This window comes from Streptococcus gwangjuense, assembly GCF_003627155.1.
GTDB classification, from domain to species: domain Bacteria; phylum Bacillota; class Bacilli; order Lactobacillales; family Streptococcaceae; genus Streptococcus; species Streptococcus gwangjuensis.
In genome coordinates, this window is the sequence record NZ_CP032621.1 from 1,065,580 (window position 1) to 1,079,562 (window position 13,983).

Annotated in this window: 11 protein-coding genes; 2 read left to right on the forward strand and 9 right to left on the reverse strand. The window is 41.9% G+C overall.

The genetic code is table 11. The features are described 5' to 3' along the window. Positions 1-49: 49 nt before the first annotated feature. Positions 50-2,167 (forward strand): LTA synthase family protein, encoded by a 2,118-nt coding sequence (locus tag D7D53_RS05300; protein ID WP_162927912.1) that lies wholly within the window; start codon positions 50-52, stop codon positions 2,165-2,167. A gap of 67 nt (positions 2,168-2,234) precedes the next feature. Here D7D53_RS05300 and D7D53_RS05305 read toward each other — a convergent pair whose 3' ends face one another. Beyond that, positions 2,235-3,869, reverse strand: coding sequence for a hypothetical protein (locus D7D53_RS05305; protein ID WP_120770356.1), 1,635 nt, complete (start codon positions 3,867-3,869; stop codon positions 2,235-2,237). Beyond that, positions 3,850-4,599, reverse strand: coding sequence for an ABC transporter ATP-binding protein (locus D7D53_RS05310; protein WP_049499668.1), 750 nt, complete (start codon positions 4,597-4,599; stop codon positions 3,850-3,852). Before D7D53_RS05310 ends, D7D53_RS05305 begins: the two co-directional genes overlap by 20 nt. Positions 4,600-4,776: 177 nt before the next feature. Between D7D53_RS05310 and D7D53_RS05315 the strand changes: the two genes are divergently transcribed. Further along, positions 4,777-6,231: an alpha-amylase gene (locus D7D53_RS05315; RefSeq protein ID WP_120770357.1), complete on the forward strand. Its 1,455-nt coding sequence runs from the start codon at positions 4,777-4,779 to the stop codon at positions 6,229-6,231. 89 nt (positions 6,232-6,320) lie between these two features. Here D7D53_RS05315 and alaS read toward each other — a convergent pair whose 3' ends face one another. The 7 genes from alaS to D7D53_RS05350 form a co-directional block, all read right to left on the reverse strand. Then, complete coding sequence (gene alaS, locus D7D53_RS05320; RefSeq protein WP_120770358.1) at positions 6,321-8,939, reverse strand: alanine--tRNA ligase; 2,619 nt, start codon at positions 8,937-8,939, stop codon at positions 6,321-6,323. A gap of 21 nt (positions 8,940-8,960) precedes the next feature. Next, positions 8,961-9,446 carry an LURP-one-related/scramblase family protein gene (locus D7D53_RS05325; RefSeq protein WP_120770359.1) on the reverse strand — a complete coding sequence of 162 codons (486 nt, stop codon included), beginning with the start codon at positions 9,444-9,446 and terminating at the stop codon, positions 8,961-8,963. A 272-nt stretch (positions 9,447-9,718) separates the two neighbouring features. After that, complete coding sequence (locus D7D53_RS10185; RefSeq protein ID WP_004259830.1) at positions 9,719-9,970, reverse strand: hypothetical protein; 252 nt, start codon at positions 9,968-9,970, stop codon at positions 9,719-9,721. 152 nt (positions 9,971-10,122) lie between these two features. Further along, positions 10,123-11,193: an ABC transporter substrate-binding protein gene (locus tag D7D53_RS05335; protein WP_120770360.1), complete on the reverse strand. Its 1,071-nt coding sequence runs from the start codon at positions 11,191-11,193 to the stop codon at positions 10,123-10,125. Continuing rightward, positions 11,190-11,963: an ABC transporter permease gene (locus D7D53_RS05340; RefSeq protein WP_000712740.1), complete on the reverse strand. Its 774-nt coding sequence runs from the start codon at positions 11,961-11,963 to the stop codon at positions 11,190-11,192. Before D7D53_RS05340 ends, D7D53_RS05335 begins: the two co-directional genes overlap by 4 nt. Then, positions 11,960-12,766 carry an ABC transporter permease gene (locus tag D7D53_RS05345; RefSeq protein WP_000753801.1) on the reverse strand — a complete coding sequence of 269 codons (807 nt, stop codon included), beginning with the start codon at positions 12,764-12,766 and terminating at the stop codon, positions 11,960-11,962. The genes D7D53_RS05340 and D7D53_RS05345 overlap by 4 nt, the downstream gene beginning before the upstream one ends. Next, on the reverse strand, positions 12,747-13,904 hold the full coding sequence (locus tag D7D53_RS05350) for an ABC transporter ATP-binding protein (RefSeq protein WP_000742895.1): 1,158 nt from the start codon (positions 13,902-13,904) through the stop codon (positions 12,747-12,749). Before D7D53_RS05350 ends, D7D53_RS05345 begins: the two co-directional genes overlap by 20 nt. Positions 13,905-13,983: the final 79 nt, after the last annotated feature.

Below are 13,983 nucleotides of genomic sequence, written 5' to 3' on the forward strand. Positions count from 1 at the left end.
CTTAGGAAGTAATTGTGTGAGAATCAATTTTAGCAAAATCCAAAAAGCCATGGGTACCAGACTGGGTTTTGTCCTAACCCTTTCAATCCTCTATTGGCTCAAAACCTTATTAGCCTATACCGTTGACTTTAATTTAGATATTCAATTGGGCAAGTTGCAAGGGAATTACCTTGCCTTTATCGCTTTTTTCAATCCCCTTCCTTTGGGACTCCTCCTGCTGGCTCTAGCCTTCTATGCTCGGTCAACCAAGATCTTTTATGGCCTGAGTATAGCTATTTATAGCCTTTTATTCATTTGGCTCTATTCCAATGTCTTTTACTATCGAGAATTTAGCGACTTTATCACGGCCAATACCATGAAAGTGGTCAGCAAGGTATCTGTTGGTACTGCGGAACTAGAGTTACTGCGCTTTTGGGATTTCATCTATTTTATGGATTTCCCACTGCTGGCTTTCCTTTTCTATAAAAAATTCATCCAGTTGGATAGGAGACCTTTCAAATTCCGATCCAGTGTTGCCATCACTGCTCTCTCGGCCCTGCTCTTTTCAGCTAACCTTTTCTTGGCTGAAATTGAGCGTCCCGATCTCCTGTCACGAGGATTTTCTAATTATTATATTGTTCGTGCCCTTAGTTTGCCAGCATTTTTAGGCTATAGTGCCAACCAGTCCTATAGCGCCAACAAAGAACGTGCCAAGGCCTCTGAGACCGACCTTCAACCTATCACAGACTATATTCAAGAACATTCTGCTAAGCCCAATCCAGACTATTTTGGCTTGGCCAAAGGGAAAAATGTGATTTATCTCCACTTGGAAAGTTTCCAGCAATTCCTACTGGACTATAAACTCAACATAGATGGAACTGAGCATGAAGTCACTCCCTTCCTTAATTCCCTCTACCATTCGCAATCAACCCTAGCCTTTTCTAATATCTTTAACCAAGTCAAGGCTGGTAAGACCTCAGATGCGGAAACCATGCTGGAGACTGGTTTGTTTGGACTTGACCAAGGTTCCTTTATGGTCAATTACGGTGGTACCAATACCCAGCAAGCAGCTCCTTTTATCCTATCAAAAAACGGCTATCAATCTAGTGCCGTCTTTCACGGTAATATTGGGACCTTCTGGAACCGAAATACAACCTACAAACAATGGGGCTACCAATACTTCTTTGATGCTTCCTATTTTACCAAGCAAGACAGTAGCAATTCTTTCCAATATGGTTTAAATGATAAAATCATGATGAAAGATTCTATCCAATATCTAGAGCACTTGCAGCAGCCTTTTTATGCTAAGTATATCACGGTATCCAATCACTATCCCTATGCTAGCAATCTGACAGGCGATGAGCTTGGTTTCCCCTTGGCTAAAACCAAAGATGAAACCATCAACGGCTACTTCCAAACAGCTAACTATCTGGATAGTGCTATCAAGGCCTTCTTTGACTATCTCAAAGAAAGTGGCCTCTATGAAAAATCCATCATCGTCATCTACGGAGACCATTATGGCATTTCCAATTCCCGCAATCCTGACCTGGCTCCCTTGATTGGCAAGACTTCTGAGAACTGGTCGAATTACGACAATGCCATGTTGCAACGAGTGCCTTTTATGGTGGTCATGCCTGGCTATGAAAAGGGACAAATCATCAATACCTTCGGTGGACAAATCGATATCTTACCGACTCTCGAACACCTCCTTGGTATTGAGTCCAATTCCTTCCTTCAAGTCGGCCAAGACCTTCTGTCTCCAGATCATCAAGAAATCATTGCCTTTCGAACTGCCAATTCCTTCGTCACACCAAAATACACCAGTTATGACGGACGAACCTACTACACTGAGAGCGGTCTTGAAATCAGCAATCTTGATGAACAAGCTCAGACTGAACTAGAAATTGTTCGTCAAGCAGCTAGTCAACAGCTAAAAATCAGCGACCAGATTCAAACTGGTGATTTGATACGTTTCTACCAAGCAGATCATCTTGGAAAAGTTGATACAGAAAGTATTTCTTACCTCAATTCTTTACCAATTCTGCAAAAGATTGAGCAGGAAAAGGGAAGTCAGTCAACTAGCCTCTTTAGCCAACGACAAGGTAAAACCAGTACTGACCTTTTCAAAGCTCCAAGTTACCAAGAACTCCACCCCGAGTCTGCAGAAACTGAATCAAAATCACAATAAAAAATGCTCTTCCGTCTTGGAGGAGCATTTCTTTTTATAAAATTTATCAATCAAGCGACCAACTATCTCATCTTTTTTCTATTTCTGCCAATATGCGTGACAGGTAGTAATGATAGACAAAAATAGCAAGAGCAAGCAGAAGGATAAGAACTCCTACTCCCAAGCTAATGGCAAGGATAGTAGAGAGAGACTGAACCAAGAATAAGCTCCCTATTACAAGGGCCATTAGGATTGCAATATAAATAAACAATAAAACCATTGCTACTATACGATTTGAACGATTCACCAGGTCCGTAATGTTACTCCAATTGGTTGACAGATTTTTAACGTCCTTAAAGTAATGGTGGCAAGAAAGGATGACACTGGCAAGGAACCATGCCACAAGAAGGTAAATCATCGAAAGGATGGGCAAACCTAAATATAGAGAAAGACCAAGTAAAGTCAGAATTGGTAAAAAGGACTGGACAGCAAAGATAATCCAAAATTTCACTTTCACATAACGAGCAAAGTCAAAGGGTAAACTCTTCAGAAAATCAACATTTTCCCTCTCTAAAGACAAGGCAATTGAAGGCAGGCTGGTGATATTGTTATTGACAACTGCTATAAACAATCCTATAAAAAACAAGGGTAACCAGTATGGAGGATGAATGTCTGGAACTATCTGAGAATCTCGAATTTTGGAAATCAGACCGATCATCATGAGATAAGGAAGAAAAGCACTTGTAAAAAGCACTGTAATCACGCCAGTTCCCTGTCCCAAGAGGGTGAGGTGGTAGCGTAAAACCATACGGAAAAAGCCCTTTTTAGTAGTTGAAATTCTCTCCTTACTGTGACGTTCTTTCTTGACCTTCTCCTCACTGTTAAGCAGAATCACGTCATAAAAACGAGGAAAAACCTTCTTTTTGCTCAAGTAAAGCAGGAAGAGTGTTAGTCCTATCCAAGCGAGCAGACCCAGGATGGCTTCTTTCGAAAAAGGCTCCACTGCTATTTTGTAAAAGAGATGAATAGGATAAAGAAGAGGTGGAATGTCTCTAACTCTGTCAACTATAACTCCAGAAGTCGACTGTAGAAAGAAGACAAATATTAAAGGTATGAGAACCCCTATCCCAATCATCACATTCGAAAAAATAGACTGATACTTTCTGAAGACCCTAGTCTGAGCCAAGAAATGTACTGCCACTACCATCACTAAAGTAACAGAGACAAATAATAAGGTCAAGGACAGTAGCATCAAAGGCAAGCCTAGCCAAAGAGAAGGTGCTAGCCTAATATAGAGGACTAGAAAATAAGCTAGGATTGGTACAATTCCAGGCAGAGCTGGCAAGAGGACAGACAGTCCTTTAGCGATTATAATCTCTGATTCTTTAAAGGCATAGGGCCTATAGGAGACTAGGTCCTTACTCTCATAAAAGACATTGTAAAAAGCTGTTAAAGAAGTTGAAAAGGCAATCACTAGTAAAATAGCAACCATGAAGCTAAAATAAACAGGCATTTCCTCAAAAGGAAAACGAAAGGCTATATTTATAAACATGAAAAGCATCAAGAGACTAGAAAAAATGTAAGAACTTAGGACTCTAGCGGAAACATTTACTTTTTTCCCAGGATTCTTAGCCTGCTTCTTTCGTAGATTAGCCAGATTAGCTTCTTGAGATGAATAGAGGATATTGATATCAACTAATTTTTTAATGACCTTTAGACGCATCCGCAACCTCCTCTTTTCTACCAGCAAGACTAAGGTAGATACTTTCCAAAGACTGGTCTGGGTGGTCTTTTCTCAAGTCCTCTACGCTACCACAATAAATCAAATGCCCTTTTTTCAAAATAGCAATCCGATCACAGACTTGCTCGGCTACCTCTAGGACATGGGTTGAAAACAAGACAGTCTTACCTTTTTGCGCATGTTCCTTCATCATTTGCTTCAAATCAAAGGCAGCCTGGGGATCCAAACCTGTCAAGGGTTCATCCAAGACCCAAATATCAGGATCAGACAAGAGTGCTCCGATAACAAAGACTTTCTGACGCATTCCGTGAGAAAGGGTTTCAATAACCTGATAGCGGTTTTCAGCAAAATCAAAAACGTTCAATAGCCTAGCTAGACTAGCCTCCAAGTCAGAGCTAGTTAGCTCATAGGATGAGGCAATCAATTCCCAAAATTCATTGGCCGTTAAGCGTAAAAATAAGTCAGGCGAGTCTGCTACGTAGCCAATCTTTCGTTTAATAGCCAAGCGATTTTCAGATAACTCCTGACCGTCTACCAAAATACGACCACTGCTGGGTGAAATAATACTGACTAAGGATTTTATGGTGGTCGATTTTCCAGCTCCATTATGGCCAATCAAGCCCATAATCTCTCCATTTTCAATCTGCAAATTGAGATTGCTCAAGGCCTCTTTATCACCATACAACTTACTAACATTTTGAAATTCAATCATGAGAAATCTCCTCTCTTTATCTATGTAATTCACTATCATTATAGCGCTTTCATTTTAAAAATCAACACTTTATCTTGAATAGTTGAAATACATGTCTTCTATTTTACGCAAACGTTTGAGCTAACCGATACTTTATGATAGAATAAAGAACAAGATTGACAAGTAAGAGGAAAAATCATGCAAAATCAAACACTCATGCAATACTTTGAATGGTATCTGCCCCATGACGGCCAGCACTGGACGCGTCTGGCTGAAGATGCTCAACACCTTGCTAATCTCGGTATTAGTCATGTCTGGATGCCACCAGCTTTTAAGGCAACCAATGAAAAAGATGTCGGCTATGGTGTCTATGACCTATTTGACCTTGGAGAGTTCAACCAAAAAGGGACAGTCCGTACCAAGTATGGTTTCAAAGAAGACTATCTTCAAGCTATTCAAGCCCTAAAAGCACAGGGAATCCAGCCTATGGCCGATGTGGTACTCAACCACAAGGCTGCAGCCGATCACATGGAAGCCTTTCAGGTTATCGAAGTAGACCCTGTAGACCGTACGGTTGAACTTGGAGAACCCTTCACCATCAATGGCTGGACTAGCTTTACCTTCGATGGTCGCCAAGATACCTACAATGACTTCCACTGGCACTGGTACCACTTCACAGGTACAGACTATGATGCCAAACGCCGTAAGTCTGGGATTTATCTGATCCAAGGTGACAATAAAGGCTGGGCAAATGAGGAATTGGTCGATAACGAAAACGGAAACTATGACTACCTCATGTATGCCGACCTAGACTTTAAACATCCTGAAGTCATTCAAAATATCTATGACTGGGCTGAATGGTTCATGGAGACAACTGGTGTAGCTGGTTTCCGCTTGGATGCCGTTAAGCACATTGACTCTTTCTTCATGCGCAATTTCATCCGAGATATGAAGGAAAGATACGGTGACGATTTCTATGTTTTTGGTGAATTCTGGAATCCTGACAAGGAAGCCAATCTGGACTATCTTGAAAAAACGGAAGAACGCTTTGACCTTGTCGATGTTCGTCTACACCAGAATCTCTTTGAAGCCAGTCAAGCTGGCGCAAACTATGACCTTCGTGGTATTTTCACAGATAGCTTGGTTGAACTCAAACCATACAAGGCTGTAACCTTTGTCGACAACCACGATACCCAACGTGGTCAGGCTCTTGAGTCTACTGTTGAAGAATGGTTCAAACCTGCAGCCCATGCCCTCATTCTATTACGCCAAGACGGCCTTCCATGTGTCTTTTACGGAGACTACTATGGGATTTCAGGGCAGTATGCTCAACAAGATTTCAAAGAAGTCCTTGACCGCCTCCTAGCCATAAGAAAATACTTGGCCTATGGAGAACAAAATGACTACTTTGATGATGCTAACTGTATCGGTTGGGTACGTTCAGGTGCTGAAAATCAATCCCCAATCGCAGTCTTGATTTCAAATGACCAAGAAAACAGAAAATCAATGTTTGTCGGCCAAGAATGGGCTAACCAAACCTTTGTAGATTTACTTGAAAACCACCAAGGTCAAATTACAATTGATGAGGAAGGTTATGGACAATTCCCAGTCTCAGCTGCTTCGGTAAGTGTCTGGGCAGCCAATACTATTTAATAGTTCATAATATTCAAGCCAGGTCCAATCGGATTTGGCTTTTTTGCATTCACAAAAAGACCTACCCAAATGGATAGATCTTTACTTGATTACAATTTACCTGCTACTTCATCCAACAATTCTTGGATTTTAGCTTGATTGCTTCCTCCTGCCATGGCCATGTCTGGTTTACCACCACCACGTCCATCGACGATTGGTGCTAATTCTTTGACAAGGTTTCCTGCATGAAGGTCTTTTGTCTTGCTTGCTACAAGAACATTGACTTTGTCACCGATAGCAGCAACTAGGACAAGAAGATCAGAGTAGTCTTTTTGTTTCCAGTTATCTGCAAAGGTACGAAGGGCACCAGCATCTGATACAGAAACTTGGCTAGCAATGTAACGGTGACCGTTGACTTCCTTAACATCCTTGAAGATATCGCCTGCGGCTGCAGCTGCGGCTTTTTCTTTCAACTCAGCATTTTCTTTTTGAAGTTGACGAAGTTGTTCTTGAAGTCCTTCTACCTTGTGAGGTACTTCTTTAAGTTGAGGTGCTTTAAGAGTTGCTGCGACAGCTTTAAGAGCATCCTCTTGTTCACGGTAAGCTTCAAAGGCTTCCTTACCAGTCACTGCCAAGATACGGCGAGTTCCTGATCCAATCCCTTCTTCTTTGACAATCTTGAAGAGTCCAATCTCAGAAGTATTGCCAACGTGGGTACCACCACAAAGCTCGATAGAGTAGTCACCGATAGTAACAACACGGACTTCTTTGCCGTATTTCTCACCAAAGAGAGCCATAGCTCCCATTTCTTTAGCAGTGTCAATATCCGTTTCAACTGTCTTCACTTCAAGAGCTTCCCAGATTTTCTCGTTGACTTGCTGTTCAATGGCACGCAATTCTTCAGCAGTCACTGCTTGGAAGTGGGTAAAGTCAAAGCGAAGGAATTCGACTTCATTAAGAGATCCTGCTTGTGTTGCGTGGTTTCCAAGGATATTGTGAAGGGCAGCGTGAAGCAAGTGAGTCGCAGTATGGTTTTTCATAACACGGTGACGACGATTTGTATCAATTGCCAAAGTATATTCTTGGTTCAAGGCAAGCGGTACAAGGACTTCAACTGTATGAAGTGCTTGTCCGTTTGGTGCTTTTTGAACATTTGTCACAGTAGCCACGACCTTACCTGACTCATCCAAGATTTGTCCGTGGTCAGCGACCTGTCCACCCATTTCAGCATAGAATGGCGTTTCCGCAAAGATAAGTGAGGCAGTTCCTTCTGACACAGCTTCTACTTCTGCATTATCAGCCACGATAGCTACCAATTTAGAAGACAATTGGCTAGCATTGTAGTTGAAGACACTTTCTACAGTGATGTTTTGGAGGGTTTCATTCTGCATACCCATTGAACCACCCTTGACAGCTGAGGCACGCGCGCGTTCTTGCTGTTCTTTCATGGCTGCTTCAAAACCTTCACGGTCTACAGTCATACCAGCTTCTTCGGCGATTTCTTCAGTTAATTCAACTGGGAATCCATAAGTGTCATAAAGTTTGAATACATCTTGACCAGCAATGACAGATTGTCCTTTTTCTTTCAAGTCTGCTACGATGCCTTGGGCAAAGTGTTGACCTGAGTGAAGAGTACGAGCAAATGATTCTTCTTCGCTCTTAACGATTTTTTCGATAAAGTCACGTTTTTCAAGAACTTCTGGGTAGTAGCTTTCCATGATTTTTCCAACGGTTGGAACGAGTTTGTAAAGGAAAGGCTCGTTGATTCCCAATTTTTGACCATGCATAGAAGCACGACGGAGAAGACGACGAAGGACGTAACCACGACCTTCATTTCCAGGAAGGGCACCATCACCGATTGCAAATGAAAGTGAACGGATGTGGTCAGCGATAACCTTGAAGCTCATGTTGTCACCATCTTGGTCATAAACCTTACCAGACAATTTCTCCACTTCACGAATAATCGGCATGAAGAGGTCCGTTTCAAAGTTTGTCTTAGCCCCTTGGATAACGGCTACCAAACGCTCCAAACCAGCGCCCGTATCAATGTTCTTGTGTGGCAATTCCTTATATTCGCTACGAGGAACAGCAGGGTCTGCGTTAAATTGTGACAAAACGATGTTCCAGATTTCAATATAACGGTCGTTTTCAATATCTTCTGCAAGCAGGCGAAGACCGATATTTTCTGGGTCAAAAGCCTCTCCACGGTCAAAGAAAATCTCTGTATCTGGTCCAGAAGGTCCCGCACCGATTTCCCAGAAGTTGTCCTCAATAGGAATCAAGTGACTTGGATCCACTCCCACTTCAATCCAGCGGTTGTAAGAATCTTTATCATCTGGATAGTAGGTCATGTAAAGTTTTTCAGCAGGGAAATCAAACCACTCAGGGCTTGTCAAAAGCTCATAAGCCCAAGTGATGGCTTCGTCACGGAAGTAATCCCCGATAGAGAAGTTCCCCAACATTTCAAACATGGTATGGTGACGTGCAGTCTTCCCTACGTTTTCGATGTCGTTGGTACGGATGGCCTTTTGGGCATTGGTAATACGTGGATTTTCAGGGATAATAGTTCCGTCAAAGTATTTCTTAAGGGTTGCTACCCCAGAGTTGATCCACAAAAGAGTTGGGTCATTTACAGGAACCAAGCTCACTGATGGTTCTACAGAGTGACCTTTGGTCGCCCAGAAGTCAAGCCACATTTGGCGTACTTGTGCACTAGATAGTTGTTTCATATTATCTCCTTATTTACTTGTTTAATGTGATTGGCTTTCCAGCATTTCCACATAGTCAATCGCGACACAAAGGGAAATGACTAGGTCTGCATAAGCGTCCTCAAGAACTGTTACGTTATAAGTAGAGGTCAGATGGAAGAGTTCTTTCCTGATTTCCGCAATCAACTGATCACGATCATCCAGCAATTTGAAATTCAAATCCCATATATTACCCTCGATACGAAGCCCTAGATTATCAAACTCATACTTATCTCGCCAGAAGGTCAACTTCTTACGAATGACAAAACTCGAGCCATCCCGAAGCTGAATCTCAAAACGAGGAAGCAAGGTCAAGATTTCTTTACTGATCTGACTGACTTGTTCACCATTAACATCATAGATGGTAAAAGTTTTGGGAATCTTAAAAAATGATCCCTCTACCTGATAGGCGATTTCTCCCCTATCATCCTTGATAGCGAAGCGTTCGCCTCCAAGACGAAACTTTTGTTTGACAAGAAATGTTTTCATCAACACCTCCAAAAATCAAAAGACAAGCCATTTCACGAAGGGCGAAAAACCGCGGTACCACCTTCATTCAATGAACTTGTCATTCTCTTGTTCTTATGCAATTGTATGATTGAGTAGCATGACTTTCTAGCTTAGATGGCTCGCAGCACCGCCATTTCTCTGGACTAAGATGATTGAAAATCAATTCTCAACTTTCTTATTATAACGTTTTTTTAAGCTTGCGTCAACTGGAAATGATTCCTATTTAAATAACCCATTACCTACATCTCAGATTACTTTTTCAGAATATATTTTTTCTTACTGCTATCACTCTTTTTATCCCAACTTTTATCCCAAAGTTTTGAATTGTTAAAGATAGCTACGAAAATATTTGCAAATATAAAGAACCCTATCACCAAATGTATGGAATCAGTTGTTAGGTATTGTCGATCCAAACCATCCTTTAAATGGAATAGTATAATTGTTTCGTCAACAATCAAAAAGGTTGGCCAATAAAATTTTTTGAAAAAAGTAGATATTTTCATTATTTGTTACCGCTTTCTGTAAGGTTAAACTTAGTATACTACTGGGAAAGAAAATAAGCAACTATCATAGAAAAAGATACCGTTACGAAGATTGCCTTTTATTTTTTAAAAAACGAACCAGCTTGACTGATTCGTTTTGTGACTTCTAACTCCTACTTCCGATACATTTTAAACTGTAGGAAGAGGTCGCTATATTTACCTGTCCATTTATGGTCAAATTTCTCATAAACTTCTAGATGTTTCATGGTTTCAGCATCTGGATAGAAGGCCTTGTCTTCTTTTTTCTCCTCTGGGAGTAATTCCTTAGCTGGTAGGTTTGGTGTTGAATATCCGACATACTCTGCATTTTTAAGAGCATTTTCAGGTTTCAACATAAAATTGATAAAGGCATAGGCTGCATCTTGGTTTTTGACTGTTTTGGGAATAACCATATTGTCAAACCAAAGGTTGCTGGCTTCTGTCGGTACCACATAGCGTAAATTTTCATTTTTTTCTAGCATTTGACTGGCTTCCCCAGAGAAGGTCACGCCGATAGCAGCATTATTCTGAATCATGTATCCCTTCATCTCGTCCGCCACAATAGCCTTGATATTTGGAGTCAGTTTATAGAGCTTATCCACTGTCTCTTCCAACTGCTGGGAATCCTTGGAGTTAAGGCTGTAGCCTAGCGAATTGAGTCCTAGTCCCAGTACCTCACGCGCCCCATCAAAGAGCATGATAGAGTTCTTATACTCTGGTTTCCAGAGGTCATCCCAATGCTCAGGCGCCTCATCTACCATGGTTTCATTGTAGACAATTCCTAAGGTTCCCCAGAAGTAAGGAATGGAGAATTTATTGCCTGGGTCAAAGGACTGGTTGAGGAACTCTGGTCCGATATTTTCAAGACCTTCAAGTTTTGAATAGTCAAGCGGTACCAAGAGGTTTTCGTCCTTCATCTTGTTGATCATATATTCACTTGGGATAGCAATATCATAAGTCGTTCCACCCTGCTTGATCTTGGTATACATGGCTTCGTTGGAGTCAAAGGTCTCGTACTGTACTTGGATTCCTGTTTCTTCTGTGAATTTCTCCAAGAGTTCTGGATCGATATAGTCACCCCAGTTGTAGATAACCAGTTTTTGACTATCTCGGCTATTGATTTTACTATCTAAATGCGTCGCAATTCCCCACAAGACCAGGATAATCGCTACAATTCCTGCTAAAAATGAATAGAGTTTTTTCATGCTTGCTCCTCCTTCTCACGTGAGATAAAGTAATATCCAACAACCAGGATAATACTAAAGAGAAAGACGAGGGCAGACAGGGCATTGATTTCTAAGGAAATCCCCTTACGAGCTCGAGAGTAGATCTCGACTGATAGGGTTGAAAAGCCATTTCCCGTTACGAAGAAGGTCACGGCAAAGTCATCTAGCGAATAGGTGAAGGCCATGAAGTAACCTGCAATGATAGACGGAGTCAGGTAAGGAAGCATAATTTCCTTGAACATCTGAAATTGACTGGCACCAAGGTCATAGGCCGCATGAATCATGTCACCGTTCATTTCCTTGAGTCGAGGCAAGACCATCAAGACCACGATAGGAATGGAGAAGGCCACGTGACTAGATAGAACGGTCAAAAAGCCAAGTGAAAACTTGAGTTGGGTAAAAAGAATCAAGAAGCTGGCACCAATCATAACATCAGGCGCAACCATGAGGATATTATTGAGTGAAAGAAAGGCTTCTTGGTATTTCTTACGAGATTGGTAAATATAAATGGCACCAAAAGTCCCGATAATGGTCGCAATCAAGGCTGACAGGAAAGCCAAGAAAAAGGTCTGAGTCACAATCAACATGAGACGACCATCGCCAAACATGGTTTTAAAATGGCTCAAACTAAAGCCTGTAAAGCTATTCATGTCGTTACCTGCGTTAAAGGCGTAGCCAATCAAGTAAAAAATCGGCAGGTAGAGGACAAGAAAGACCAGTCCCAGATAAAGGTTGGCAAATTTTTTCATCGTTCTCTCCTTTCCTTGGTCACCCACATGGTGATGAACATGGTCAGGATGAGAATCACACCGATGGTTGAACCCATACCGTAGTTGTCATTGGTTAGGAAATTCTGTTCAATAGCCGTTCCCAGCGTAATAACACGGTTCCCACCAATCAAACGGGTCAGCATGAAGAGACTCAAGCTTGGAATAAAGACCGACTGAACTCCACTTCGCACGCCGTTCATAGACAGAGGGAAGATGACATGACGGAAAGTCTCCCACTTGGTCGCACCGAGGTCATAACTGGCATTGATGAGGTTGTTATCCATATCGTCCAAGACATTGAAAATCGGCAATATCATAAAGGGAAGCTCGATGTAGCTTGCGACAAAAATAAAGGAGAAATCGGTAAAGAGCAACTGTTGTGAACCGATTCCGATAAATTCCAAGAATTGGTTAATAGAGCCATTTTGACCAAAAATTCCGATAAAGGCATAGGCTTTAAGGAGCAAATTGATCCAAGTCGGCAGGATAATCAGCATAAGCCAGAGTTGACGGTGTTTGAGACGGGTCAAAAAGAGGGCTGTTGGATAGCTGATAAGCAGGGTTACAAAGGTCACAATTCCTGCATAGAGTACAGAGTTGAAACTCATTTTAAGGTAGGTCAAGTTTTGTGACGCAAAGTAGGACTTATAATTTTCTAAACTGAACTGGCCTTCGATATTGAAAAAGGATTGACCGAAAATCAAGACCAAGGGTGCCAGGACAAAGAGGGCAATCCAAAGCATGTAGGGCACTACAAAGAGTTTAGAGCTTGTTTTCTTCATCTCTTTCCTCCTCGATTGCATTGATCAGACCTGCTTCTTGCTCTTCGATTTCTACGTATTCTTCGATACGGGCATCGAACTCTTCCTCGGTTTCGTTGAGACGCATAATGTGGATATCTTCTGGTTCAAAGTCCAGACCAATTTCCTCACCCACGATGGCCTTACGGGTTGAGTGGATCATCCATTCATTTCCAAGTTCGTCATAGGCGATAATTTCATAGTGCACCCCACGGAAGAGCTGGGTATCCACCTTAACTTGGAGCTTGCCTTCTTCAGGAAGAGTAATACGCAAGTCCTCTGGACGAATCACGACCTCAACAGGTTCATTGGGCTTCATCCCCCCATCAACCGCTTCGAAGCGTTTGCCGTTAAACTCAACTAAGTAGTCCTCAATCATGGTTCCTGGCAAGATATTTGACTCACCGATAAAGGTCGCAACAAAATGGTTGATTGGCTCATCATAGATATCTACTGGTGTTCCAGACTGGACAATCTCGCCATCATTCATGACAAAAATCCAGTCACTCATGGCCAGGGCTTCTTCCTGATCGTGAGTGACAAAGACAAAGGTAATACCCAATCGTTGTTGCAGTTCACGTAGTTCATACTGCATATCTGTTCTTAATTTCAAGTCTAGCGCTGATAAAGGCTCGTCCAACAAAACCACACGGGGTTGGTTGATGATGGCACGGGCAATAGCCACACGCTGGCGTTGTCCTCCTGAGAGTTTACGAATGGAACGTTTTTCATAACCTTCCAACTGAACCATCTTGAGAACTTCCGCTACGCGTTTCTCGATTTCTTTCTTGTCAATCTTGCGCAAGCGGAGCGGAAAGGCAACATTTTCAAACACATTCATATGTGGAAACAAGGCATAGGATTGGAAGACCGTATGGACGTCTCGCTTGTTGGTTGGGATATCATTGATACGGACACCATCCAGTAAAATATCTCCTGTCGTCGCATCCAATAAACCTGCAATGATGTTAAGGATAGTTGATTTCCCTGAACCAGATGCGCCTAAAAGGGTGTAGAATTTCCCTTCTTCCAACTCAAAGTTGATGTCTTTGAGAACCTTGGTGTTGCTGTCTTCAAAAACTTTAGAGACGTTTTTGAATTCAATAATTGGTTTTTTCAATTGTCATTTATTCCTTCTTTTTCATAGATTAACAGATCCGGGCTCTGTCAGGCCGCTACTACCTCGTGTAGGAGATTGA